General features: G+C 64.7%; 26 protein-coding genes. 3 read left to right on the top strand and 23 right to left on the bottom strand.

Annotated features, from left to right (window positions below):
• Positions 1 to 31: 31 nt before the first annotated feature.
• The 7 genes from U0004_RS03980 to U0004_RS03950 form a co-directional block, all read right to left on the bottom strand.
• Entirely contained in the window at positions 32 to 631 is a 600-nt protein-coding gene (locus U0004_RS03980; protein ID WP_231958535.1) for a nucleotidyltransferase family protein, read from the bottom strand.
• Between the two features lie 155 nt (positions 632 to 786).
• Positions 787 to 1,815, bottom strand: a complete 1,029-nt coding sequence (locus U0004_RS03975; RefSeq protein ID WP_167468625.1) for a DUF4424 family protein — start codon at positions 1,813 to 1,815, stop codon at positions 787 to 789.
• Positions 1,812 to 4,643 carry an ATP-binding protein gene (locus tag U0004_RS03970; protein ID WP_070257726.1) on the bottom strand — a complete coding sequence of 944 codons (2,832 nt, stop codon included), beginning with the start codon at positions 4,641 to 4,643 and terminating at the stop codon, positions 1,812 to 1,814. Before U0004_RS03970 ends, U0004_RS03975 begins: the two co-directional genes overlap by 4 nt.
• A gap of 8 nt (positions 4,644 to 4,651) precedes the next feature.
• Positions 4,652 to 5,398: a hypothetical protein gene (locus U0004_RS03965; RefSeq protein WP_070257725.1), complete on the bottom strand. Its 747-nt coding sequence runs from the start codon at positions 5,396 to 5,398 to the stop codon at positions 4,652 to 4,654.
• Positions 5,391 to 6,761: a hypothetical protein gene (locus U0004_RS03960; RefSeq protein WP_092608970.1), complete on the bottom strand. Its 1,371-nt coding sequence runs from the start codon at positions 6,759 to 6,761 to the stop codon at positions 5,391 to 5,393. Before U0004_RS03960 ends, U0004_RS03965 begins: the two co-directional genes overlap by 8 nt.
• Positions 6,762 to 6,985: 224 nt before the next feature.
• Positions 6,986 to 7,750: a DUF3108 domain-containing protein gene (locus U0004_RS03955; RefSeq protein ID WP_070257724.1), complete on the bottom strand. Its 765-nt coding sequence runs from the start codon at positions 7,748 to 7,750 to the stop codon at positions 6,986 to 6,988.
• Positions 7,751 to 8,869, bottom strand: a complete 1,119-nt coding sequence (locus tag U0004_RS03950) for a DUF3108 domain-containing protein (RefSeq protein WP_231958525.1) — start codon at positions 8,867 to 8,869, stop codon at positions 7,751 to 7,753.
• Between the two features lie 149 nt (positions 8,870 to 9,018).
• Here U0004_RS03950 and U0004_RS03945 point away from each other — a divergent pair, with 149 nt between their 5' ends.
• Positions 9,019 to 9,723, top strand: a complete 705-nt coding sequence (locus U0004_RS03945) for a PhaM family polyhydroxyalkanoate granule multifunctional regulatory protein (protein WP_070257723.1) — start codon at positions 9,019 to 9,021, stop codon at positions 9,721 to 9,723.
• 21 nt (positions 9,724 to 9,744) lie between these two features.
• Here U0004_RS03945 and U0004_RS03940 read toward each other — a convergent pair whose 3' ends face one another.
• The 11 genes from U0004_RS03940 to pdxR all read right to left on the bottom strand — a co-directional run bounded on the left by U0004_RS03940 (position 9,745) and on the right by pdxR (position 21,145).
• Positions 9,745 to 9,960 carry a hypothetical protein gene (locus U0004_RS03940; protein WP_010394693.1) on the bottom strand — a complete coding sequence of 72 codons (216 nt, stop codon included), beginning with the start codon at positions 9,958 to 9,960 and terminating at the stop codon, positions 9,745 to 9,747.
• Positions 9,961 to 10,024: 64 nt separating this feature from the next.
• A complete protein-coding gene (locus U0004_RS03935; protein WP_070257722.1) occupies positions 10,025 to 11,755 on the bottom strand; it encodes a response regulator in 1,731 nt (576 codons plus the stop codon).
• 11 nt (positions 11,756 to 11,766) lie between these two features.
• Entirely contained in the window at positions 11,767 to 12,486 is a 720-nt protein-coding gene (locus tag U0004_RS03930) for a sensor histidine kinase (RefSeq protein ID WP_070257721.1), read from the bottom strand.
• Between the two features lie 156 nt (positions 12,487 to 12,642).
• Positions 12,643 to 14,448 (bottom strand): family 2A encapsulin nanocompartment cargo protein cysteine desulfurase, encoded by a 1,806-nt coding sequence (locus U0004_RS03925; RefSeq protein WP_070257720.1) that lies wholly within the window; start codon positions 14,446 to 14,448, stop codon positions 12,643 to 12,645.
• The gene (locus U0004_RS03920; RefSeq protein ID WP_034784363.1) at positions 14,423 to 15,352 is read right to left on the bottom strand and encodes a family 2A encapsulin nanocompartment shell protein; all 930 of its coding nucleotides are present in this window, start codon (positions 15,350 to 15,352) and stop codon (positions 14,423 to 14,425) included. The genes U0004_RS03925 and U0004_RS03920 overlap by 26 nt, the downstream gene beginning before the upstream one ends.
• Positions 15,353 to 15,469: 117 nt before the next feature.
• The gene (locus U0004_RS03915) at positions 15,470 to 15,694 is read right to left on the bottom strand and encodes a helix-turn-helix domain-containing protein (RefSeq protein WP_034784364.1); all 225 of its coding nucleotides are present in this window, start codon (positions 15,692 to 15,694) and stop codon (positions 15,470 to 15,472) included.
• A gap of 7 nt (positions 15,695 to 15,701) precedes the next feature.
• Positions 15,702 to 16,697: a serine O-acetyltransferase EpsC gene (gene epsC, locus U0004_RS03910; RefSeq protein ID WP_070257719.1), complete on the bottom strand. Its 996-nt coding sequence runs from the start codon at positions 16,695 to 16,697 to the stop codon at positions 15,702 to 15,704.
• Positions 16,698 to 16,716: 19 nt separating this feature from the next.
• Positions 16,717 to 17,214: a rhodanese-like domain-containing protein gene (locus U0004_RS03905; RefSeq protein WP_081345721.1), complete on the bottom strand. Its 498-nt coding sequence runs from the start codon at positions 17,212 to 17,214 to the stop codon at positions 16,717 to 16,719.
• 213 nt (positions 17,215 to 17,427) lie between these two features.
• Positions 17,428 to 19,059 carry an FAD-dependent 5-carboxymethylaminomethyl-2-thiouridine(34) oxidoreductase MnmC gene (gene mnmC, locus U0004_RS03900; protein WP_070257739.1) on the bottom strand — a complete coding sequence of 544 codons (1,632 nt, stop codon included), beginning with the start codon at positions 19,057 to 19,059 and terminating at the stop codon, positions 17,428 to 17,430.
• Entirely contained in the window at positions 19,059 to 19,622 is a 564-nt protein-coding gene (locus U0004_RS03895; RefSeq protein WP_070257738.1) for a DNA-3-methyladenine glycosylase I, read from the bottom strand. Before U0004_RS03895 ends, mnmC begins: the two co-directional genes overlap by 1 nt.
• A 38-nt stretch (positions 19,623 to 19,660) precedes the next feature.
• Positions 19,661 to 21,145 (bottom strand): MocR-like pyridoxine biosynthesis transcription factor PdxR, encoded by a 1,485-nt coding sequence (pdxR, locus tag U0004_RS03890; protein WP_070257718.1) that lies wholly within the window; start codon positions 21,143 to 21,145, stop codon positions 19,661 to 19,663.
• Positions 21,146 to 21,251: 106 nt separating this feature from the next.
• On the opposite strand from pdxR, the gene U0004_RS03885 reads away from it, so the two are divergent.
• Both U0004_RS03885 and U0004_RS03880 read left to right on the top strand, forming a co-directional pair.
• Complete coding sequence (locus tag U0004_RS03885; protein WP_070257717.1) at positions 21,252 to 21,713, top strand: OsmC family protein; 462 nt, start codon at positions 21,252 to 21,254, stop codon at positions 21,711 to 21,713.
• Entirely contained in the window at positions 21,714 to 22,367 is a 654-nt protein-coding gene (locus U0004_RS03880) for an FMN-binding negative transcriptional regulator (protein WP_070257716.1), read from the top strand.
• Between the two features lie 124 nt (positions 22,368 to 22,491).
• On the opposite strand, the gene U0004_RS03875 is transcribed toward U0004_RS03880, so the two are convergent.
• The 5 genes from U0004_RS03875 to U0004_RS03855 all read right to left on the bottom strand — a co-directional run bounded on the left by U0004_RS03875 (position 22,492) and on the right by U0004_RS03855 (position 24,990).
• Complete coding sequence (locus U0004_RS03875; RefSeq protein WP_256608155.1) at positions 22,492 to 22,623, bottom strand: hypothetical protein; 132 nt, start codon at positions 22,621 to 22,623, stop codon at positions 22,492 to 22,494.
• Positions 22,624 to 22,633: 10 nt separating this feature from the next.
• On the bottom strand, positions 22,634 to 22,765 hold the full coding sequence (locus U0004_RS03870; RefSeq protein ID WP_256608153.1) for a hypothetical protein: 132 nt from the start codon (positions 22,763 to 22,765) through the stop codon (positions 22,634 to 22,636).
• Positions 22,766 to 22,775: 10 nt separating this feature from the next.
• Positions 22,776 to 23,729 carry an AEC family transporter gene (locus U0004_RS03865; protein WP_034778494.1) on the bottom strand — a complete coding sequence of 318 codons (954 nt, stop codon included), beginning with the start codon at positions 23,727 to 23,729 and terminating at the stop codon, positions 22,776 to 22,778.
• Positions 23,730 to 23,828: 99 nt separating this feature from the next.
• Positions 23,829 to 24,266 (bottom strand): CHRD domain-containing protein, encoded by a 438-nt coding sequence (locus tag U0004_RS03860; protein WP_070257715.1) that lies wholly within the window; start codon positions 24,264 to 24,266, stop codon positions 23,829 to 23,831.
• Positions 24,267 to 24,432: 166 nt separating this feature from the next.
• Complete coding sequence (locus U0004_RS03855; protein ID WP_034753667.1) at positions 24,433 to 24,990, bottom strand: winged helix-turn-helix transcriptional regulator; 558 nt, start codon at positions 24,988 to 24,990, stop codon at positions 24,433 to 24,435.
• Positions 24,991 to 25,061: the final 71 nt, after the last annotated feature.

Raw genomic sequence — 25,061 nt, 5'->3', positions numbered from 1 at the left:
TAATTATAGGCAATCTGTATCCATAGTGCATTTAATTGCGTTTTACACCATCACTTGCTTGGGAGATGATGGTGACGCGCGGCCAGCGCGCCGCATAGTCCTTGCTGGCCAGGCGCTGCGCATAGCCATCCAGACTGATGCGCGCCGGGTTGCGCCGCACCACCATATTGAACAGGTCATCGAGGCCATGCGGCGCGACGATGCCGATCTCGCCGTCAGGCTGCAGATAGATGCCAACCGAGGTGGCAAACTCGGGCCAGGTAGCGATGGCGTCGTCGAGCGACAGCAGGGGCGGTACGGCGTAGCCAAACTCGTCTTCGAACCACAGGTGCACCCTGGCCTGGTTGCACACCTCCCACGGCACGCCCGGCAGCAAGGTGGCCAGGCGCTGGCGCAGCTGCGTTTCGCTTTCCGGGCTTGAATCATGCGCATCGAAATACGCCACGTCAACATCGCTCAATGCCGATGGATGCGCATAGCCGTGCAAGGCGTCCCACACGAGATTGCGCACGGCGCCGGCGCCGATGCAGCAGTCCGGCAAGCCCAGCTGCGCAACGGCGTGCAGGGCCTGCATGCACCATGGCGTGCTCCTGACGATGGCGCGCAGCCGCGCTGCCAGTGCCGGCTGCATACTCACGCGTGGGTCCAGGATCGCTTCCAGGCGCGCGCCGGCTTGCTGGAAGCGCCATCACTGTCGGCCCGGGCGGCGGGCACGGCAAGCAGCGCGCCCGGGAACAGCATACGCAGTGGGTGCTGATGAGCAGCAGTTTCCAAGGCGCGTTCTTTCTATTTCGTCAGCAAGTAATTGCTACGCAACGCAGGCGCCTCGCCCGTATTCCCGCTGCCATTCTCGACATTGCCGAAATATACGTTCAGATCCTGCTGCGGGCGGAAGTTGCGCAGCTTGACTTGCAAGGTGGTGGGATTGATCTTGGTGAACGTGCCGGGGAAGCACAGGCTGATCAGCTCATCCGGCTTGCCCTTGACCAGGTTCAAGGTAAAGTCTTCGATGCCATTCTTCCAGGTGTTGCCCGTCTTCAGGATGTACGAGACCCATTTGGCATTGACGAAGCCGCTCTCGCCTTGCTGCGCCGCCAGGCGATTCCACGTCTTGTAGAAAGCCTTGTCGCCACAATACTTTTGCTCAAACTCCTTGCCGTCGCCCAAGTAGGAGGCACCGGGGCCGGCGGCCACGAAAGGCGCATATTGATGGCGCACGCGCACCGTTTTTCCAGCAGGGAATTTCTGCCGCCACTGGTAAACCACCGTCACGGACCAGGCTGGCACCCATTCTTCGTCTTCGGACAGCTTGGCCAGCAAGCCTTCGGCGATCATGGCTTTTTGCTGCGCGGCGCTCAAGGGCGCCACCTTTTTTTCGAACGGGCTGAACGACGGAAAATAAGCGACTTGCGCGTCCGACAGGCCTAGCTGCGCCAGGCGCGCCGTCACGTCACGGCTGTCGAGTTTGGCGACCAGCACGGTCTGGTAATCCTTGCGCTTGCCGTCGACCTCGATCGAGAACTGCTGCGGCTGGCCGTAATACGTAGGCGACTGGTGGTAGCCGGCCTCGTAGGCAGGCAGCGGAAAGATGATGGTCTCTTCCACATCGCTTTTCGATTCGTTGAGAAACTCGTACTCGACCTTGATCAAGTCCGGGCTGACCGTCAGCACCTCCTTTTTCATGGCCACGGCGTCGCTCTTGCCGACGATAATGCCGCCGGTACCGACCGAGCCGATGCCGTCGTTGGCCATTGCCGGCGCCGAACACGCCAGCGCCAGCGCGGCAGATGCCAGCAAGGTGCGCACCAGCATCATGCCGCCTTGCCCGAGACGGGATCGACCCGGCGCTGCAGCACGAAAATCGGTTGCGCCCATTGGGTATCCTTTTTCTTCTTGCTGGTGATCAAGGTCAGCTCCGACGGATCGTAGACATCCGTGTTGTGCGTCAACGGCGTCGTCATCAGGTATTGCGCTTCCGTGTTTTTCAGGAACTCGCCGACCAATTGAATGTTGCGGATATCGAGGTGGGCAAACGGTTCGTCGATGAAGACGAAGCCGCCGGAACCGTCTTCCGATTTCAGCAAGCCGATCAACAACACCAGCGACTTCATGACCTGCTGGCCGCCCGACGCTTCGCCGTCATTCATGCCGATCACGCCCTTGCCGTCGAACTTGAAGCGCACATGCAAGCCCGCCTGCGACAGCTGTACATCGTCGTTTTCCAGGCGCACGGGGTCGGCATGCACTTCGATGCCGGCCAGTTCGCCCAGCTCCTTGATGTTCTTGCTGTACGTCTTGATGGTGTAGCGCAAGCGCTCCATGTAGGCGCCGCGGGCATTGCCCGTCGCTTCGATGGCCCGGTTGTTCTGGTAGCGGCGCTCGTCCGTTTCCGACTGGCGGCCATGCAGCTGGTCCGACAGGCGGTGATGCTGGTCGATGACGGTGGCGTCGAGTTCCCAGTCGTCGCGCGCCAGGCTGTTTTGCAGGCTGGCCACGCGCAGATCGACCTGGTGCGCATTCTGGTGCTCGGCCACAAGGGCAGCGCGGCGTGCGGGACGGCGCCAGCTTTTCGGCAAGTGGCGCCATGCATGGCGCAGGGCCAGCAAGGCGCGCGCATGCTCGGCGCGCTGTTCGATCTGCTTCTTGTAGCCGAGGCGCGAACCGGCTTCCGCTTCCGACAAGGCCAGGCGCGCGTTTTGCCACACGGTATCGGCACGCGTGCGCGCCACGGTGGCGTTCTTCGTCAGGTTTTGCAGCTCGCCCAGGCGCCCGCCCACTTCCAGGCGCTCTTCCTTGAGCGGCTTCGAGTTACGCAGCGCTTCGGCGAATTCTTCCTGGCGCGCACTGAGTTCCTTGGCCGCGTCGACGCCGGCGATGCGCGCTTTCAAGGCGCCCACTTCTGCCGCCAGCTTCGAGATCGCCAGGGTCAAGGTGTCTTCCTGGCCTTCCAGGCCCGGCAAGGAGCGCAGCAGCGCTTCCAGGCGGCCGCTGCGACCAGCCTGGCCGAAGCGGTAGCGCGACGCTTCCACGAACAGCGAGCGGCCGCCGCGGCGTTCGCGGTGATACGCCTCGGGCGTGATCCACTCTTCGTGGTTGCCCAGCTTGAAACCCGCTTCGACGGAGTCGACGCGGGAAATGCGCGACAGCTGCTCGATCAGCCAGCTGGGCACGGGCGCGGAAAATTTCACCACCGCCAGCAAGCTTTCGTCTTTTGCCACCGGCGCCGTGACCAGGTCCGGCACGATGAAGTGGCGATAGCGTTCCTTCTCGGCCAGGCGGTAGGCGGCAGCCGCATCCTTGGCCTTGTCCAGCAGAACCACCGAGGCGTAACCGCCCAGCACGCCTTCGACGGCGCCCTGCCAGCGGCTGTCCGTCACTTCGACGATGTCCGACAGCATGGCGTGGCTGATCCCCGCGTCGCGCAGCGCGCGGCGCATGCCGCGCACATTGTCCGGCTCCGGCATGGCCGTCTTGCCTTGCAGCGCGGCAATCGTCGCCTGCTCAGCGGCGATACGGGCCGACAGGGCGTCGCGCTGCTGGCGCTGCTGCAGCAATTGCGCTTCCTTCTGCTCCAGCTGGGCCGCCACTTCGGCGATGTCGCTGCCCGAGTCGGCCGCCAGCTTGTGCAGACGTTCCTTCTGTTCCAGCAGGCTGTCCAGCGGTTTCAGTTTGCTATTGATCAGGGACAAACGGCTCTGCAAGCCGATCGATTCCTGTTCCAGCAGGGTTTCGTTCATCTGTGCGTCGGACAGGGCCTTCGCCTGCGCGGCCAGCGCATTGCGTTTATCGGTCAGCTGCTGGTCCGCCTGCGCCATCGGTTTGCGCGCATCGCGCAATTGCCGGCTGGCGATGGCCGCCTTTTCGCGCGCCTCGTGGTACTGCAAGCTGGGCAGCACTTCTTCCAGCAGGTTGCGGCGCTCTTTATGCAGCCCTTCCCACTGGTGGTAATTGGCCACGCGCAGGCGCAAGCCTTCCAGGTTGGTTTTCGACGCCTCGAGTTCCGTCTCGAAGCGTTTCAACTCCACTTCCGTATCGCGCTGGTGGCGCTTGGCTTCGTCGTAGGCGTCCAGCACTTCCTTGTCGCCAAACACCTGGAACACCAGGTCGAGCAGCTGGCGCGGCGCATATTCGCACAATTTGTCCGTCTCGCCCTGCTCCAGCGCCAGCACCTTCGACATGGCGGGCGACAGGCCCGCATTGGCCAGGCGCTTGCGGTAGTTTTCCACGCCCAGCCAGTCGTTGGCATCCGTGATGTCCTCGATCTGCACATTGCCCGGACGCATCAGATACTGGCGCTTCCAGTCGCCGCCGTTCTTCTGGATCTGGCAAAACAGGGTCACTTCATCGTCGCTGAAGAAGCCGGAACTGCGGAACGGGCGGTTCGACAGCTGCTTGCCCACGTTCTTGTTGTCGACCACGGCGCGCAGCCAGGCCGTCTGCTGGCCCGAGTGGCGCGCATAGTGTTTATACGTGCGGCCCATCGAGCAATCGAGGCCAAACAGAGTGCGCAAGGCGTCGAGCAAGGTGGTCTTGCCGGAGCCATTCTGCCCCGCGATGGTGATGATTTTCGCGTCGAGCGGAATATTCTTGATGCGCTGCCAGTAATCCCAGTGCACCAGTTCAAGTGATTTGATATGAAACATGGGCGCTTTCAGTGAGGGAGGTCGGACGCGGGCTCGTCGCCGGCGTCAGGCAGGTCGCCGATGTCGGCGGACAGGTCGTCTGCCAGGTCGGCGTCGAGCAGTGAATCGCCGCTGACGGCCACCAGGCGTGCCGGTGCCCGCTTGAACACGTCGGCCAGGGCGCCATTGATGATGCGCTCTTTCAAGACGTCCGTGTCCATCATCAGGTCCAGCAGCGGACCTTCCAGGATGAAATCGCCGCGCCGCTCGATAAAGCCCAGCTTGGCCAGGGTGCCCAGGTTCATGTCCATGCGCGTCTTCTTGCCCAGCTTGTCGCCGAAGTCGGACAGCAGCGCCTTGTAGGAAATGCCGATCGACGCGTCTTCCGCGCGCGGCAATGGCTTTTCCGTGCCGAACATATCGTTCTGGTCGTCGTCCGCGTGCTGGTGCGTTTCCTGGCGTTCGCGCTTGGGCAGGATGATCTGCGCCCACAGCACCACCAGCAAGGCCACGCCATCGCGCGCCAGGCCGAAATTATTGTTTTGCCACACGTCGCGCGCGCCGAAGATCTTCGGCTCGATAGTGCGCGTCAGGGCCAGGGTGACATGGTCGGCATACACGTTGTCGAGCAGTTTCAGGCCGCAGGCCAGCAGGCGCGCATCGATCTCGGCGCGGAACAGCTCGTCGGACAGCACGCGCTTGACGAGCTTGTCGTCGCGGCGCAGGGTTTGATGCGTGAGCAGGCGCGCAATCAGGATTTGGGAATCGTCATTCATCGGCGGTGCCGCTATCTAAATCAAGTGAAACATTCAGTGAAAGCGAGGCGATCGACATGGCCGCCACGTGGGGGTCGGTCAGTTGGACCATCTCGTCGGTCGGTGTAAAGGTAATCGGCAGACGGGCCAGTTCCGCCGTGGATCCCTGCAAGCTCGCTTCGGACACGTCGCCCAAGAGCGGCAGCATGGAGGCGCGGTACGAGGCCACGGCAAAGCTGGCCGGCAGCAGCGAGTCCTGCACGGGCACCGATTTCGGCCCCTCTTCGCCGATGCTGGGGAAATTGCCCAGGCTGGCGAAGTTCGACAGGCGTTCGAGCAAGTCATCGAGTTCAAGCTGCATGGCGGGTCCGTCGCTGATGGTGGTGGGCGCGTCCTCGCCGCTGGGCAGGCCCGTGTTGATGACGCCTGCCGCCCGTTCGGACAGCAGTTCCGTTTCCGCCACGTCGATCATCTCGGCCGGCGTGGAGAACAGCGGTACGACGGGCTGGTCGATGGCGCCCTCGGCCAGGCTGGCCAGGTCGTCATGCAGCAAGAGCCAGCGCTTGATGTCCGTGGTCGACAGGCCCGATTGGCCCAGGTGCACGCGCTGGCGCTCGATCTGGTTCAGGGCGCGCGAAAACATGCCTTGCATGTTCAACAATTTACTTTGTGCGCGGCCAATCGCCTGCGCCGCCTTGTGCGTGGCGCTGTCCGCGTTTTCGTCGGAAGTAATCGCCACAAGAATCTCGGAACCCTTCTCGACCCAGTCGCACGCCATGTTCCACTTCGCCTGCGCCGTGCGCAAACGGAATTCGGAACCGGAAGCGATGGCGTCGGAGAATTCTTCCGTCAAGTCCACCAGGCGGCCCAGCAAATGCTGGAGTTGCTCGACCGACACGCCGCCGACGGCTTGCGCGCCCGCCACCTGCGACAGCAGGAAACCCATTTCCGCTTCATCTTCCGTCTGGCCCAGGCCCAGCAGGCTGTCGATGGCGGACAGCACATTGCGCGCCATCGGCGTCACGCGGTACACGCCCTGCTGCGCATCCCACGCCAGCAACTGGTTCGAGCGCAGGCGCAGCAAGACCGTTTCCAAGCTTTCCGGCAACAGATACGCCAGTTTCGTATTGATATCGGCGCGCGTATAGGCGGACGTGGCCGCATCGGACGCGAGTTCGCGCAACACCAGCAGACGCACCAGCACGCCATCGAAACCGCCGTGGAACAGGGCCGTAAACACTTGCAGCAGGGGCTGCGCCCGCTTCAAGTGAAATACCTGCTCGATCTCGTCGGCCGAAATATTGGGCTGGAAATGCGCCTGCAAGGAATCGTGATGCTCTTGCTCTGTCTGATTTGCATCCGTAGCCACGGCTGCACTTGCCATTATATCAATCATTCTTTTCCGGATGAGTGTTCAGCGGGCGGCGCTGCGGGCTAACGCGGCGCTGCGGGGCGGGGGCGTCAGTATATCAGTTCTGACATGCAATTTAGCGCATGGGAGGGGGAGGTGCGGACACGGCGCAACACGGCCGGTGCGCCGTGCCGGGCCAGGAGGATGAAATGGGGGACCAAACGCGGCATGCCTGGACCCAAACCATTAGTGAACACTTACTTCTTGACGATCTTTTGCAAGGTTTGCTCGACGTAGTCGCCGTCTTCATCGGCGAACGTCACCTTGACCGGATACCATTCCAGCGACGGCGCCAGCCACAGGTCCACTTGCTGGCCCTTCTTGTCCGGCGGCGGCGCCTTGACCAGGTGCACGGCCTCCACCAGACCCTGGCCGGTGGCGACGGTCTCCTGCTTGACGACCTTGAAGGTCCACGGTTCGGCGTCGTGGCGGCCGGCAACGAAGAAGCTCCATTCCGAACCGGGCGTGAATTTTTCGGGCGCGGCGCGCGCCACGCTGACCAGTTGCCAGACGGTGCTGTTGCGGTCCTGCTCGCCGCCTTTCAGCGGATAGCTGTCATCGCCCTCGCTGAAGACGATGGTCTTGCTGTCGCGCTTGAAGGTGGTGGTGGCCGCTTCCTTGCGGAAACGCTTTTCCACGAACTGCGCCGGCGCCAGGCCGAAATCGTCGACCGTGCCTTCGCTGCGCTGCTCGAGGATCTTGCCGAACAGGGCCGCCTTGGTTTCGGCCAGCAGCGAGTACTTGCCGTCGCCGGCGCGCCAGTTGCTGACCGATTCGCCCGACAGCGCAATGCCGCGCTGCTTGGCCTTGATCGAATACACGAGGTCAGCCGATGGCGCCAGCTTGTACGGGCGCTTGATGACGGGATGGTCCACGGGCTCGTCGGCCGCCATGGCGGGCGTCAGGGTGGCGGCCAGCAGGCTGGCCGCCAGGATGCGTTTCAAGGTAGTCAAAGTGGTCATTTATTTTCCTGTTGATTCATTTACGGAGATCTTGGTCACGGTTTGCGTGGTCAGCGCCCCGTTCGCTTCGGTATTGCGTATTTGTACCGGATACCATTGCATCGATGGCGCCAGCCAGATATCGAGCTGCGACGAATACGTGCCGGGCTTCGGCGGCCGGCGCAAATGCCAGGTCACCAGCCGCCCCATCTTGGTCTCCAGTTCTTCCTCGCCCACCAGGTGGAAGCGGAACACGGTCGCTTCCTTTTCCTCGCCGACGAGAATGTCGATATTGCCCACCAGCTGGTTGACGTCGGCGCGGCCGATGGCGGCCAGCTGGAACGGCACCGTGGCCTTGTCTTGCACCCCTTCCTGCCATGGCGCCGTGGCCGTCGTGGCCGAAAACGTGATGGCCTTGGCGTCGCGGTTGAAATGCGTGGCCGTTTGCGCGCGGCCCTTGCGTTTCTCCGTGGCCGTGACGGGCACGATGCCGCTGCCATCGATCACGCCTTCGCTGGTCAGCACCAGCAGGTTGATGCGCGTGATCAGCATGCTCAAGCCCACCTCCAGCTTCAGCTGATACGCGTCGCCCCGGTTTTCCCACGCCATCGCGGCCACGCCCTGCCACTTGGTGCCGTCCGCATCGCGCCGGTCCACGTGCAGGTCGAACTGGGCCGACGCGGGCGCATTCGTCTTGTAGTGCCGTGCCTGCTCGACGGGCGGTGGCGGCGGCGCGCTGGCCGGCACGGGTGCCGCTGCCACGGCGGGTGCGGGCGCCGTGATGGCCGGCGCAGCCACCGCAGCCGGCGCGGTCGTGGCCGGGCCTTCCGGCACGTCGCTGACAGGCGCCGTCAACTGCGGCGTTTCGCTCGACGCCAGCTCCGTCAGCGGCGGCGGTGGCGGCGGCCTGGGCTTGGGCACGGGCCGCAGTTCGGGCGGCGGTGGCGGCGCCGCCGGCAGGGGCTGGATCGGCTCGGCGATCAAGGCCATGCTGACCACCTGTGCATGATCCTGCCCCAGCGGCACGATGCTGGCATGCGAGGTGAGCCATTCCAGCGCCACGTAATGCAGTGCGCCGATGACCGCGACAAAGATGACGGTACGGCGGCGCGGCGACGAAAAGAAGGAAGCAGGCATCATAAGGCGTAGTGTAACGCTTCCGCCCCGCTTCCCGCTTCTTGCCCGTGCTCAACTCTTAATGTTTTATGTAAGAAAATGTTGGCGGCATTGCGTCAGTTGCAAGCCGATATCTGCTACGCTAAGCCTATCCATCTACCAGGAGATTTCGCATGGCAAACCCGCAAATGCCCCAAATGCCGGGCGCAGCAGTTGTGACCGATACGCTCGACTTCGTCAAAAACCTGTGGGGCAGCATGAGCGTGCCCGGCATGGGCGTGCCTGGCATCACGGCGCCTACCATGTCGGTGGAAGAGCTGGACAAGAAAATCAACGACTTGAAAGCCGTCGAAGCGTGGCTGAACCTCAATACCAGCATGCTGCGCGGCAGTATCCAGGCGCTGGAAGTGCAGCGCGGCACCATCGCCACATTGAAATCGATGGGTGCATCACTGGCGGCGGCCATCACGCAACCGGGCGCCAGCGAGAAAACCGTGTTTGAATCGGTGCCCTACGCTTCCGCGTTTTTCCAGCAGGCCGCGCCTGCGGCGCCTGAACCGAAACCGGCGCCCGCACCAGCGCCCGCACCGGAACCCGCTGCGGCGGCGCCCGGCGATGCCGGCAGCCAGTTGGCCAATCCAAGTGCCTGGTGGAATTTGTTACAAGATCAGTTCAAGCAAGCCGTGTCGACGGCCATGTCGCCCGATACGGCCAGTGCGGCAGCGGCCAGCTTTGGCAGCGTGAGCAAAGCCAAGCCAGCGGCCAGCAAGCCGGCCAAACCTGCAGAGGCAGGCACGGCAGCCAAGGCCAAGGCCCCGCTGCGCAAGGCGCCCGCGAAACGCGCGGCACCCAAGGCTAAAGCGCCAGGCAAGGCCTGATGCTGCAAGCCGGCGATATGATCAGGCGATACGATGAATGCGGATCGCCTCGATCATGTTGTCGGCCTGGCGTTTTACGTCACCGATCGTGATCAGGCCTTCGTCGGCCAGCGCCTTGGCGTGCTCGTACGAAGACTGGAATGTTTCCAGCGTGTCTCCCTTGGCGGCGACCGGGCGTACCCAGGCAATACTGCCGACTTTCATTTTTTTGTACACTTCATTGACCACATCACGCATAGTTTCCTCCTTATTGTTGTAAAGCAACTCAAGCACGGGCGAACCCACGCTGGCCCCTAGTTTATCATCCGGCACGCTCGCGCATGGATTTTCCGCCTTTTTCCGGCGCCGGCGGCGCTTTTTCCGCGACCACGACGGCCTCTTCCGGCCCGGGCGGCGGCGTCAGCTGCACCAGTTGCTCCATCAATTGCGCGAAGCGTTGCTGCCCTGGTGCAATTTTGTCTACATACAACAACACTTCCATGGCCTCGGCCGCCAAGTCGGCCTGAAACCCGCGCTGCTGCAGGAAGGACACGATGATTTGCGCGGAATTGAACAGGATGCGCAAATTGTTCGGCAGTTTTTCGCGCGCCGCGCGCATCCAGGCGACCGCTTCGTTGAGCTTGTCCGTCTTCCACAGCAGCACGCCCTTGTTCATCAAGTCCGACGCTTCCTTGCGCGAAGCGATGATCAGGCTGGTGCCTTCGTCGCCCATCTTCGCCTTGTCGAAAATCTTTTGCACTTCGTCCTGCACCACCTGGTTGTCGTGGTTGTTCTTCACCACGTAGCACAGCAGGCCGGCCGGCGCATCCTTGACGCCGACGGCGAACAGCAAGGTGGCCAGTTCCATGCAAATGCTTTTCTCGGGCCGCGCCGGGTCTTCAAGCAGCATGGCTTCGAGCTCGTCGCCGCACTTGCGGGCGCGCCGGTAATCGCCCGTTTCATGGTGCACCATGCCTTCCGTGATCTTCGCGCGCAAACCAATCTGTTCGGGCGAGAATTCGCGCTGCGCCAGCAACAGCCATTGCAGCGCCTCCTTGGCATCCTTCTTCAGGCCGCACACGCGCGCCAGGCCCAGATAGGCGTCCGGCGTCTTCATGACGGAAAACTCGCCGATGGAAATACACTTGCGAAAGGCCTTTTCCGCCATGCTGACATTGCCGACCTTCAAGGCCGCCAGTCCCAGGTTGCGCTGGCGCGGCACGGAATTGGGCGACAGGCGCGCCGCCTTTTCCAGCACGCCGCACGCTTCCTCGTGCTGCCCCATCAACTGGTAGGCGACGGCCATCTGGTCGTAGGCGTCGATGTAATACTTGTTTTCAACGATCACGCCCTGGAAGATCTGCCGCGCCGCCTCGTGTTCGCCGTTATTCATGCGGATCTTGCCCAGACCCGCCTTGGCCCAGCTGTAATCGCGCTCGGCCAGCACTTTCTCGTACACGGCACGGGCCTTTTCCGGTTCGCCGCTCTTCAGCAGCAAACTGGCCTTCATGCGCAGCAGTTCCAGCTCGTGCAGCTTGTTGAGCTCGATCTGCGCGTCGCACAGCTTGGCCGCGCGCAAATAATCCTTTTCCATGCAAGCCTGGTCGATCTCGCGAAATACCTGCTTCTTGTGCCATACGCGGTTCAGGCGCGTCAGCAGCACGCCTTCCGTGATCGGCTTGATCAGGTAAGCGTCGGGCTGGTGCTCGGCCGCGCCCATCACGGATTCCACGCTTTTCTCGGCCGATACCATCAGCCACACGCTGGACGGCGCCGTCAGGTTGCGCACGCGCGTCTCTTCCAGCACTTGCTGGCCATTCTTGCCTTCGCCGAGGTTGTAGTCGCACAGCACCACGTCGTAGCGCGTCTTGGCCAGCAGCTTCATGGCTTCGCCGCCGCTGGCCGCCTGGTCGATATGGCGCGCGCCCAGGTTGCGCAGGGATTCGCGCAGCAGGATGCGGATGCCGATGAAGTCGTCGACCAGCAGATAATGTTTGTCGGCCCAGTCGGTGCTGCCCGCTTCGGCGGCGGTGGCGTGGCTGTCTGTCGTCATGGATTCCTCGTTCAGGGCAGGCGCAGGATGAAACAGCCGCCGCCCAGGGCGCCGCCATTTTCCAGCGCGATGCTGCCGCTGCTGCCCCGGTGCTTGTGCATCTTTGCCACTTCGCTGGAAAAATACAGTCCCAGTCCCGTGCTGTTGGTGGAAAAGTTCACGCCGGCCGCCATGCCATCCATGGCCGCGCTGCCCGCGTCGAGCAAGGCCTGCGTATAACCGTCGCCATTGTCTTCCACGCGCAGTTCGAGCAAGCCATCGGCCTCGCAGACCGACAGGCGGATCGTGTCCTTCGTGTAGCGGATGGCGTTGTTGATGGCGTGCGCGAGCACGCCGATGACCAGGTCTTCATCGAGGGTCCAGATCAGCTCGGGCGGACAGGCCGTCTCCAGCTGGATGCCTTTCGAGGCCAGCAGGATCTTTTCCTGGTCCACCACCTGGTCGACCACCTGGCTGACCAGCTGCGGCTGCACATCGAACGGGTAGCCGGGCTTGCCCACTTCCTTGTACAGGGCCAGCAGCTGGATCAGGTTATCGTTGAGGCGCTTGGTCTGGTACAGCATCTGCGCCATCTGCAGGTAGGCGGGGTCGGCCTGGGGCGAGGGCTTGGCCTGCTCGGCCGCCAGCAGCGACTCCAGGGTGCCGCTGACAACGCTGATCGAGTTTTTCATGTCGTGCACGGTCGACGCCAGGAACAGGAAAAGCTCGGGCGAGCTGTGTTGATCTTCCACCGGATATCTCCTTGGGCCGCAGCTTGAATATTGCCAAGGATAAATTATACCGCCAGCATGCGCGCGCCTGCCAGCCGCGCGTAAAGTCCCTGACTTGACGCAACAATGCCGCCCCCGCTTGCGCAAGGGCGGCATTGGACGGCCAAGCCGGCAAGATCAGCGGCGTGCGGCCGCCAGGCGTTTGACCACGACGATCATGCGGTCGATTTCCTCATACGTATTGTAGAAGGCGAACGATGGCCGCACGGTCGCTTCTACGCCGAAACGGCGCAAAATCGGCTGGGCGCAGTGGTGGCCCGAGCGCACGGCGATGCCCTCGTCGTTCAGGGCCCGCCCCACTTCCGCCGGCTCGTAACCGGCCAGCACGAACGAGGCCACGCTGGCCTTGTCAAACGCCGTGCCGATCAGGCGCACGCCAGGAATCGCCTGCAGGTGGTGCGTCGCATATTCCAGCAGCGCGTGCTCGTAGGCGGCGATGTTTTCCAGGCCGATGCGCTGCACGTAGTCGATGGCCGCGCCCAGGCCCACGGCGTCGGCAATATTGCCCGTGCCCGCCTCGAAACGGTTCGGCACGCCCTGGTAGACGGTGCGCTCGAACGTGACGTCGGCGATCATGTTGCCGCCCCCTTGCCATGGCGGCAATTGCTCCAGCAAGTCCGCCTTGCCATACACGGCGCCGATGCCCGTCGGACCGAACACCTTGTGGCCCGAGAAGACATAAAAATCGGCGCCCAGCGCCTGCACGTCCACGCGCAAATGCGACACGGCTTGCGCGCCATCGACCAGCACGCGCACGCCGGCCGCGTGCGCCAGCGCGATGATCTGCGCCACGGGCGTCACGGTGCCCAATGCATTCGACACCTGCGTCACGGACACCAGCTTGGTACGCCCGTTGAGCAGCTTGCGGAATTCATCGAGCAGTATCTGCCCGCTGTCGTCGACGGGAATCACGCGCAGGGTCGCGCCCTTTTCCGCCGCCAGCTGCTGCCACGGCACGATGTTGGCGTGGTGCTCGAGCTGCGAGACGATGATCTCGTCGCCGCTGCCGATGTATTTGCGGCCAAAGGTGTTGGCGACCAGGTTGATGCCCTCGGTGGCGCCACGCACGAAAATGATTTCATTGGGCGAAGCGGCGCCGAGGAACTGCGCCACCTTGGCGCGTGCCGCTTCATACGCATCGCTGGCGCGCGCCGCCAATGCGTGCGCCGCGCGGTGGATGTTCGAATTTTCGTGCGCATAGAAATACGACACCCGGTCGATCACGGACTGCGGCTTGTGCGTGGTGGCAGCATTGTCGAACCAGGCCAGCGGCTTGCCGTTGACCCGTTCGGCCAGCACGGGGAAATCGCGCCGCACGGCATGCACGTCGAACGGCGCCGGCGTCTGGTGCTGGCCAGGCTTCGCCGCCGAAGGCAGCTCGGTCTGGAAATAGAACGCGGGCGGGCTGTTAGCCGACGATACGGGCAGCTGGCGCGCGGGTGTCTGCTGCGGCGTGGCAAACAGTCCCCGCACATCGTCGGGTGCCGCTTGTCCCAACCCCTGCTGCGCCAGGCCGTCGAGCTTGCCGTTCGACACGGGATAGCCATGCGCGCCGCCGACAAAATAATAAGGCGACGGCGCACTCAGGGCGGACAGGCGTGGCGTCGGCACGGAGGCCGGCGCCGGTGCAATCGGCGACTCCAGCGGCGCCGTCACGGGCGGCACCTGCGCCGTCGCCACGCCGGGGGCGATGGCGGCAAACGAAGGGCCGGGCTGCGGCGGCGGCCGGTTCGCATAGCGGGGCGCCGCATCGAGCACGCTGCCGGAACCACCGAGGCTGGGCGATTTGTCAAGCACAGGCGCCAAGCCCGGCAGGCGGGCAAAGAATTCACCGGCCAGGCGGTTCAGGGTCGCTTCATCAGGTAAGAACGGGACGGCAGGCAAGCCCGCCGCGCCATCACTTGTAGGTGTCTGGGTAGTCATGGTATTTACCGATCTCCACGTCTTCCAGTACGGCCAGCGCATCGTCGGTCAGCACGGCCAGCGAGCAATACAGCGAAATCAGATAGGACGAAATCGCATGGCGGTTGATGCCCATGAAGCGCACGGACAGGCCCGGGCTTTGCTCGCCCGCCAAGCCAGGCTGGAACAGGCCGATCACGCCCTGCCGCTGTTCGCCCGCGCGCAACAAGATGATTTTCGTCTTGCCGTCTTCGATCGGCAGTTTGTCCGATGGCACCAACGGCACGCCGCGCCACGTGAGGAACTGGGAGCCGAACAGGCTGACGGTCGGCGGCGGCACGCCGCGGCGCGTGCATTCGCGGCCAAAAGCGGCAATGGCCAGCGGATGCGCGAGGAAAAAGCCCGGCTCCTTCCACACTTTCGTCAGCAGTTCGTCGAGGTCGTCCGGCGTGGGCGCGCCCGTCAGGGTGAAGATGCGCTGGTCGTCGTGCACGCTGGCCAGCAGGCCGTAGTCGGGATTGTTGATCAACTCGCTTTCCTGGCGCTCCTTGATCGTCTCGATGGTCAGGCGCAGCTGCTCCTTGATCTGGTCGTGCGGGCTGCTGTACAGGTCCGACACGCGCGTGTGCACGTCGAGCACCGTGCTGACGGCATTGAGGAAATACTCGCGCGGCTGGTCGTCGTAGTCGACGAAGGTTTGCGGCAGTTCCGACTCGTCGCGCTGCGAGCAGGCGACGCGCACGTCCTTCGGATTCTTCACGCGGTTCAGGCGGTAGATACCCGCTTCCACAGGCAGCCATTGCAGCAGGTGCACGAGCCAGCGCGGCGTGATCGTGGATAACTGGGGGACGCTCTTGCTTGCATTGGCCAGCTGGCGCGCGGCGTTATCGCCCAGCGCGAACTGGTTCTCTGTTGCTTCTGCCATGACTACTCCTGATGAGAAAAGTGAATATGCTTATCTGAAAAACGAATAAAGTATCGGACGTCTCCCCTCTTCTCTCAACATGCTATCGCCATCAACGCGGCGTTTAATCGACCCGCCTCAATCCACCAATTCCGGCTCGCAGCGCGCCATCAATCCCGCCAGGCCGATGCCCAGTGCGCCGGCCAGCTTTTCCACCGTCAGCAGCGACGGCGTGGCGGCGCCCCGTTCGATCTCGCCGATGAACGAGCGGTTCAAGTCGGCCGCTTCGGCCAGGCGCTCCTGCGACCAGCCATGCCCTTCGCGTAACTGGCGCACGGCCAGTCCAAACTGTTTGATCAACATGCTGTCCTCATGGGTGGTGGGCAAAAGCGGGATGGGATGGCGCCGGCAACTCCGGCAGCTCCTGCGCCTCCTGCTGGTTATGCGCTTGCGTGACATGGCTGCCGGGCGCCACGCTGCGGGTCAGCCAGACATTGCCGCCGATGACCGAGCCCTGGCCGATGGTCACCCGTCCCAGGATCGTCGCGCCCGCATAAATGACCACGTCGTCCTGCACGATGGGATGGCGCGCCAGTCCCTTTTTCAGCACGCCGTCGGCGCCGGCGGGAAAGCGCTTGGCGCCCAGGGTCACGGCTTGATAAATGCGCACCCGTTCGCCGATGATGGCCGTCTCGCCGATCACCACGCCGGTGCCATGGTCGATGAAAAAACTGCTGCCGATGATGGCGCCCGGGTGGATGTCGATGCCCGTCTGCGAATGGGCCACTTCGGCGATGATGCGTGCCACCAGCGGCGCGCCCAGCGCATACAGGGTGTGCGCCAGGCGGTAGTGGATGATGGCCAGGATGCCCGGATAGCACAGCAGCACCTCATCGACGCTGTGCGCGGCCGGGTCGCCATGGAAGGCGGCCGCCACGTCCGTGTCGAGCTGGGCGCGGATGCGCGGCAGCGCGCGGGCGAAGCGCTGCACGATGGCCAGCGCCTGCTGTTCGATGGAGACCGTCTGCTGCAAGCCATGCTGGCGCGCGTGGTAACTGAGCTCGCGCCGCACCTGTTCGTGCAGCCCCGTCAAGGTCGTGTCGAGCGTATGGCCGACAAAGAAATCCTCGCTCTCCTGCTGCAGGTCAAGGGGACCCAGGCGCATGGGGAACAGGGCTGCGCACAGGGCTTTGATGATGTCGTGCAAATGCTGGCGCGACGGGAATTCGCGCGCGCCGCACTCCTGATTGCTGGCCAGTCCATCGCGCCATTGCTCGCGCACGGCGCGCAATTCATCGACGATCTGGCGCAGTTCCCATTGCGGCTGCGCGGCAAGGGAGACAGGGGGAATGGCTCGCTGGTTCATGGTGGTCCCGGGAAGAGAGTTAATCTTGCAGCCAAGGCAGCGCATGCCAGCGCCAGCCACCGCTGTGGCCACGCTGCTGCTGCTCGTCGAGGTCGCCCTCGAAGCCTTGCGCGATATTGAAGACATGCGTGAAACCTGCCTTGGCGGCCGCTTCGGCGGCTGCGGCCGAGCGCTTGCCGCTGCGGCACAGCAGCACCACGACGGCATTCTTGCCGCCCACCTTCGCTTCCAGTTCGCGCGTAAAGCGGGGATTGCGGTTCATGGACGTGCCGGTCGCCCACGCCACGTGCAGCGAGGCCGGCACGTAGCCGACGAAGGTGCGTTCCTCGTTGGTGCGCACGTCGACCAGCACGGCTTTGCCGGCCTGCACCAGCTGCCACGCATCCTGCGCGCTGACGATACCCGCATACGGCAAGCCCTGCGCCTGCGCCTGGGCGCGCGCGAGATTGAGTACCTCGTCAAAGGCCGCCTCGCCGTGCCCGGCGCGGGGATCGAAAATCAGTTCTGCAGCAGCCATCTTTCCACCTCTTTATTCCGTCGTCAAAAACCAGCACGAGTCCACTGTAGCGAACTTATGTTGTTCGGAAAACAAATTAAAAAGAGTTTGGAAAGCTGAAAAACGTATATGGGGTCGGTGTATGGGGTCAGACCCTCACACGCGTTGGCGCCAGGCTTGGCGTCAGCGGTGTTGGGGGTCTGCCCCTAGCCCTCGCCTGCTCTGCGCCTACGCTCAAGCAGCGCGGCGGCGTTCGCGAAGTAAAAAACGGGCAGGATCGAGCGCCTCTGCCAACTGACGTTCCAGCGGCAGCGGCTCGCCCTCCAGCTGGCATGCCAGCAGCTCGGCCGCCAGCGGCGCCCAGATCAGGCCGCGCGAGGCGTAACCGAGCAAACCAAACAGGCCAGGCCAGCGCGGTACGTCGCGCAGGCGCTCGCAGCGGCCTGGGACGCCGGGGTCGGGCAAGGCGCCCGCCAGCGGCAGGCGGTCCGGCGCCATGCAGCGAAATCCCGTGCGGCCCGCCAGCGGCGCATCGAACGGGGCGACGCCCAGGATGTCGGCGATCTTCCCAATATTGTCTTCCTGGCTCGATGGGCGCAAGTCGGTGTCCGCATCGGCATCGTAGCTGGCGCCCACGCAGACGACACCCTGGTGCGCCGGCGTCATGTAGGCTTCGCGGCAGACGACGAACGGCAACGAGGGCAAGCTGCCTTCGGCCAGGTGCGTGACCTGGCCGCGCACGGCGTCCAGCGGCAGGCCCGCCGCCTGCTCGAAATCGACGGCCCCCGTGCCGGCCGCCAGGATGACGGTGGGCGCGGCCGCGATCAAGGTGCCTTGCGCATCGCGCACCAGCCATTCCTCATCGCCACGCTCCAGGCGCAGGGCGCTGCTGGAAAAGCGCCGCGTGAGCAAGGCGCCGCAGGCGTCCAGCATGGCCGCGCAGACGGAAGACGGGCGCGCCCAGCCGCCCTGCTCGAACCACCAGGCACCATCGGGCGCCGGCGCGCCCAGCATGGCGCTCGCCTCGGGCGCTTCCAGCCAGCGGGCGAATTCGCGCGGATACAGGCCACTGGCGGCGATCTGCCGCTGCACCTGCGCATGCGCGCCGTCGCGCGCCAGGTGCAGCACGCCGCTTTGCACACCCACGATGGCGGCGCCGATGCCGCCCAGGTCTTTCCAGCGGCTCAGCGAGTACAGGTAGGCGGTGCGCACCAGGCGCGTGGCGATATTGTCGTCCTTCGACATCAGCGGCATGAAGATGCCGGCCAGGTTGCCCGACGCCTCGCTGGCCGGCTGCGCGTGGCGCTCGATCAAGGTCACCTTCCAGCCGCGCGCGGCCAGCCGTTCGCAGGCGGCCGCGCCGGCCACGCCCGCGCCGATGACGATGGCGCGCCGCTCGGGCACGGTAACGGCCGCGTACTCTTCGCGCCGCGCATAAAACACGGCGCGCAGGCGGCTCTCGTCGAAGACAAACCCATTCTTTTGCAGGGCGGCGCGCTGCGCCTCGTCCAGGTGCACGGCCTGCAGGCGGGCGCCGTCCATCATCAGGCGCGCCAGCACCGGCGTGGCTGCGGGCACCCAGGCCAGGTGTACTTCATCGACTCGCGCCGACAATTGCGCCAGGCAGGCATCGGGCTCGCCGATCAGCACATCGAGCGTGACGAGGCCATCGTGCGACACCATGCGGTGCAGGCCCGGCACGCAGGGCGGCCACTGTGCACGCCACTGCTCGGGCAAGTGGCGCGCATCGACGGGACGCGGCGCCAGCGCGATGTAATGGAGGCGGCGGCCGCCATGCGCCGCACAGGCGGCGCGCAAGCGGGCGCCGTCAAAATCCGTGTCGAGCAGGACGAGAGCGCGGCGCATCAGCGCCCCGCCCGGCAAAAGCAGGTGGGTGCATGGTCATTGACCATGCCGATGCCCTGCATGTAGGCGTAGATGATGGTCGAGCCGACGAACTTGAAACCCCGCTTGAGCAAGTCTTTCGAGAGTTTGTCGGACAAGGCCGTCTTGGCGGGAAACTCGCCCGGCTGCCAGCTGTTGACGATAGGCTGGCCATCGACATACGCCCACAGGAAGCTGTCCAGGGTCTGCCCTTCCGCGCGCAGGCGCAGGTAGGCTTGCGCATTCGTGATGGCGGCCGCCACCTTCAGGCGGTTGCGCACGATGCCGGGATCAAGGAGCAGCTGCGCCACCTTGTCCCGGCCATACGCGGCGATTTTTTCAGCATCCCAGCCGTCGAAGGCGGTGCGGTAGGTATCGCGCTTGTTGAGGATGGTTTCCCAGCTCAGGCCCGCCTGCGCGCCTTCCAGGTTCAGCATCTCGAACAGCCGGCGCTCGTCGTGGCAGGGCACGCCCCACTCTGTATCGTGGTAGTCGAGATAACGGGGATTGGCCGGGTTGGCCCAGGCGCAGCGGGTAATATTCATGGTCGTGTTCTTCATGTGCAGGCAAGTCCCAGTATAGTTTATCGGCCGCGCAGGATGCGGCCCAGTTCCTGCAAGCCGTGCGCCATCTCGGCCGGGGGAATCGCCGCAAAGCCCAGCAGCAGCCCGCGTGGCGTGACACACTCCGGGCCTGCCGCCGGATCCGCATAGTGGCCCAGCGGACGCAATTCGATGCCATGTTCCAGCCCTGCGCGCGCGACGGTATCCTCATCGTGGCCGGCGCGAAAATACGCGCACAGTTCCAGGCCGCTGTCGGCCGGGCCGCACGCGAGCTGGTCGCCCAGTTCGCGCGCGATACCGCGCATCAGCAGGTCGCGCCGTTCGGCATTGCTGTCGCGCGTGCGGCGGATATGCCGGCCAAAGTGCCCTTCGGCGATGAAGTCGGCCAGCGCCATCTGCGGCACGATGGCCGTGTGCCGGTCCATCACGGCCTTGGCTTGCACCAGCGCGTCGGCCAGCGCGGGCGGCGCCACCATATAGCCCAGGCGCAGCCCCGGGAACAGCACCTTCGACAAAGTACCCACGTACACCACGCAGCCGGCCCGGTCCAGGCTTTGCAGCGAGGCCAGCGGCGCGCCCGAGTAGCGGTATTCGCTGTCGTAATCGTCTTCCACCAGCCAGGCTTTATTTTGCGCGGCCCAGGCCAGCAGGGCCAGGCGGCGGGGCAAGCTCATGCTCACGCCCAGCGGCATCTGGTGCGATGGCGTCACGTACGCCAGCTTCGCCTGCGGACAGTGCGCCACGCCATACGCCACGTCCAGCCCCTGCGCATCGACGGGAACCGGGAAGACGCGCGCGCCGGCCGCGCGCAGCGGGCCGCTGGCGCCCCGGTAGCCGGGCGACTCCATCCAGGCCGAGTCGCCCGGCGCCAGCAGGATGGTCGACAGCAGGAACAGCGCCTGCTGCGAACCGGAAGTGATGACGACCTGCTGCGGCGTGCACTGCACGCCGCGCGAGGCTTTCAAGTACACGCACAGCAGTTCGCGCAGCGGCAGGTAACCGGCCGGGTCGCTGTAGCCGAAATGGTGGTCGGGCCGGCGCCAGCGCCGCGCTTCCAGGCGGTTCCACACGTCGAACGGGAAGTGGTCGATGCGCGGCATGCCGACACGGAAAGCGCGCAACGGCCCCCGGTGGAACGCCACCTGGCGCATGGCCGCCACCACGCCCTGCCCGCGCGCCGACAGGGGCCGCAGCAGGCCGGGCGCGTCCGCCCTGGCGGGCGGCGCTGCCAGGGGGACGTCGATGCTGACAAAGGTGCCCCGCCCCACGGCGCCGTCGAGATAGCCTTCGGCCGTCAGAAGCGCATATGCATTGAGCACCGTCTGGCGCGACACGGCCAGCAGGCGGCAAAACTCGCGCGTGGGCGGCAACTGCATGCCGGGACTCATGCGGCCATCGAGGATGGCCGCCTTGATGGCCGCATACAGCTGGCGAAACAGCGGCTCGCTGGCGCCGCGCTGCAGCGGCAAGGCGGCGATGATCTGGTGCAGGTGGGATGCTGGCATGGTGGCGCTCTTGAATTGGTAGCTTAAAGATAGCACTTATTGGCTGTTTTAAATAGCCAAGACTGACGCTAAGATGGCACATCCCTTCTACTCTTGCGGAGCACCCATGCATCAGTTTTTCGCCACCGTCGCCTGGCAGCGCGACGGCCAGGATTTCGCCAGCCAGCGCTACAGCCGTGGCCATGCATGGCAGTTCGACGGCGGCCTGACGGTAGCCGCCTCGTCGTCGCCCCTGTCCGTGCCCCTGCCCATGTCGGTGGCGGAAAATATCGATCCGGAAGAAGCGCTGGTGGCCGCCACGTCGAGCTGCCACATGCTGTTCTTCCTGTCGCTGGCGGCGCAGCGCGGCTACGTCATCGACGACTACCGCGACGATGCCGTCGGCGAACTGGGCAAGAATGCACAAGGCCGCCTGGCCATGACGCGCATCGTTCTGCGTCCGCGCATCGCCTTCGCGGGAACGCCGCCCTCGCCCGACGCGCTGGCGGCCCTGCACCACGACGCACACGAGCGCTGCTACATCGCCAATTCGCTGACGGCCGACGTGGTCGTGGAAGGAGCGCACTAGATGTACACGCCCGCCAGCTTTCGCGAAGAGCGCCTCGACGTGCTGCATGGCCTGATCGCCGCGCATCCGCTGGGCGCGCTGGTGCGCCATGGCGACTATGGCCTGTGCGCCGACCATCTGCCGTTCGAGATCGCCGCGCCCACGCCCGAGGCCCCGTTCGGCATCCTGCGCGCCCACGTGGCGCGCACCAATCCGCTGTGGCGCGGGGCCGGCGGGAACGATGAATGCATGGTGATTTTCCAGGGGCCGCACGCCTACATCACGCCCGCCTGGTATGCGGAAAAGCAGCGCAGCGGCAAGGAAGTCCCTACCTTCAATTACGCCGTGGTGCATGCCCACGGCCCCTTGCGCGCCATCGACGATGCGGCGTGGCTGCTGGGATTGGTGGAGCGGCTGACGGCGCGCCATGAAGCGGGGCTAGCCGCGCCATGGCAGGTGGCCGATGCGCCGGCCGGCTATATCGGGAAACTCTTGAAAGCCATCGTCGGCATCGAAATCCCCCTCACGCGCATCACGGGAAAATGGAAGCTGGGACAGAACCGCAGCATGCAGGACCAGGCCAGCATGGCGCATGGCCTGGCGCTGGACAACCAGCCCGGTGCGGCGCAGGCCCTGGGCGCGCTGATCGCCGCCAACGTCACGCCAGCCAGCTGACGGCCGCTGAAAACGTTAGAAACGACAGCGCCGTCGAGACCAGAATGATGCGGGCGATGCGCGCCGCGCAGTGCTCACGATGATGCGCAAGGCGCGCGGCGTGGCCCGGGCCAACGAGTCACCCTCACGCCAGCCAGCTGACGGCTGCCGAAAACGTCAAAAACGACAGCGCCGTCGAGACCAGAATGATGCGGGCGATGCGCGCCGCGCAGTGCTCACGATGATGCGCAAGGCGCGCGGCGAGGCCCGGTGCCACTCGGCCACCCTCACGCCAGCCAGCTGACGGCCGCCGAAAACGTCAGGAACGACAGCGCCGTCGACACTAAAATGATGCGGGCGATGCGCGCTGCGCTGTGCTCACGATGATGCGCAAGGCGCGCGGCGAGGCCCGGTGCCACTCGGCCACCCTCACGCCAGCCAGCTGACGGCCGCCGAAAACGTCAGGAACGACAGCGCCGTCGAGACCAGAATGATGCGGGCGATGCGCGCAGTATTCGCGCCGAAGCGTTCCGACAGCAGCGAGACGTTGCTGGCGCTGGGCAGGCAAGCCACCAGCACCATGCAGGTCAGCGCGAACGGATCGAGCGGCGCGCCCAGCGCGATGGCCGCGTGGCCGATGCCCCACACCAGCAGCGGATGCAGCAGCAGTTTTTTCAGCGCCACGGGCACATATTCTCCCAGGGGCGCGGGGTCGCTCGTGCTCATTTGCGAACGGGCCAGCACGGCGCCGATGGTAAACAAGGCGACAGGCGAGGCGGCGTCGGCCAGCAGGCCCACCGTCTGCATCAACGGCTTGGGCAAGGCCAGTTCCAGCCACGACGACAAGGCACCGAGCACGATCGCCCACGGCATCGGATTGCCGGCCATGCCTTTCATGGCATTGACGACGGCGGCGCGGCTGCCGTGCGCGCCGCCGCTGCCGATGCGCGACAGGGCGATGCACAGCGAGCTGGTAATCAACATGTCGACGACGATGGTGACGATGACGGGACCAGACGAACGGGGGCCGAGCAAGGTCAATAGCAGGGGCACGCCCATGAAGCCCGTATTCGGGAAGGCCGCCACCAGCGCACCGAAGGCGGCGTTGTTCCAGTCGATGCGGTGGCTCAGGGTCATGGCCATGGTGACGCCCACCATGATCAGCGCGCACAGCAGGTAGACGCCGAACACGCTGGCGTCGAGCAGCTGCGCGATGGGCGTGGCGGCGCCGAAGCGGTACAGCATGCAGGGCAACGCGAAGTACAGGACAAAACTGTTCAAGCCGCCGATGGCGGCCAGCGGCAGCAGCTTGCGCCGCACGGCCAGGTAGCCGCACAGCACCAGGGCGAAAAAGGGAAAGGTGATGGCGAGGATGGTCAGCATGGAGCGCCATTGTAGCGCGCACCGTGCACCGGCCGCCTGGCGCAAAAAAAGGCCGCTCGCGCGGCCCAAGGAGGTTTCGGGGATAACGCCGCTGGCCGGCTAGGGCTTGAGCTGGGCGCGGATCTCGCCTGCCGGATAGGCGGCGCTGTGCACGTTCACGTACAGGTTGCCGGCCTGGTAGCTCGCATACTGGGGCGGCGTGAGCACGGCGCCGGCCGGCACGGCAAACATGCCTTCGGCGGTTTTCACCAGCGGCACGATGACGGGACCATTGGCGCCGGCGGGCGCTTCATGGATATGCGCGACGGTCGCCAGCATGCCCGTGTAGCGCACGCCGCCGCTGACGCTGCGATCGCGGGCGACGCGGAGATTGCTGCTGCCGCTGGCCGTGCTGGTATTGGCAGGCACTTCCTGCGCCCCCGTCAAGGTGACGTCATGGCCGCCCGGCTCATGCGGGCCATGGGAACAGGCGCCCAGCAGGACGGCCAGCGCCAGCACGCTGGCGGCGCGGCAAGCGTGTTGTTGCAGTGTGCTCATCGCAGTACTCCTTTCACGGACATCGGCTCACGGCTAGCGCCCTGCCCCGCCCACACAGCCGGGCCGGGCTTGCGCCGCACTTGAGTTGCATAGTGCGACAGTAACGCCATGCCGCCGTGTCCGCTTTGCTGTACGCCAAACTTGCTGCTCGCCTGCCAGCGCATCCTCAGGCCAGGTGGCCTTCCGCCACCCAGCCGCGGTTGGCGGCCGGCGCCTTCGGCTTGGGTGCGATGCCGCTGCTTTTTTCCGCATCGAGGATGATGCTGCGCATGCTGTCGCTGGCGGCAGGTCCTGGCGCGAATGCGTAGTACTCGTCATTGATGGGCAAGCCCGTCGTGGCGTCGACCAGTACCGGATCGGCTGCCAGGCCCGTGTCGCGGCTGGCGATGACGAGGCTGGCGCCTTCTGGCGCGAAGTTTTCATTACCCCAGGCAATAAACGCCAGCAAGACGGGCTTGAAGGCGCGCCCGGACTTGGTCAGCACATAGTCGTAGCGGGGCGGCTTGGCGCAATACAGGCGGCGCGTCATCAAGCCCCCTTCCACCAGGTCGGCCAGGCGGCGCGTCAGGATGGTGGGCGCGATCTTGAGGCTTTTTTCAAATTCGTCGAAGCGCGTCTTGCCATAAAACGCTTCGCGCAGGATGAGGATGCTCCACCATTCACCCACCTTGCCCAGGCTGCGAGCAATCGGGCAAGGCAAATTATTAAAGTTGGTATGTTTCATGGCCATCTCCTCACGTTGATTCAACACAACAATCGAAAAAGTATTTCAGTTGCAATACGGAAACTTAGTTA

The sequence above is a fragment of the Janthinobacterium lividum genome (assembly GCF_034424625.1).
In the GTDB taxonomy this organism is placed as follows: domain Bacteria; phylum Pseudomonadota; class Gammaproteobacteria; order Burkholderiales; family Burkholderiaceae_D; genus Janthinobacterium; species Janthinobacterium lividum.
Note: the sequence above shows the minus strand (reverse complement) of the source record. Positions and strands in the feature narration are given on the sequence as shown.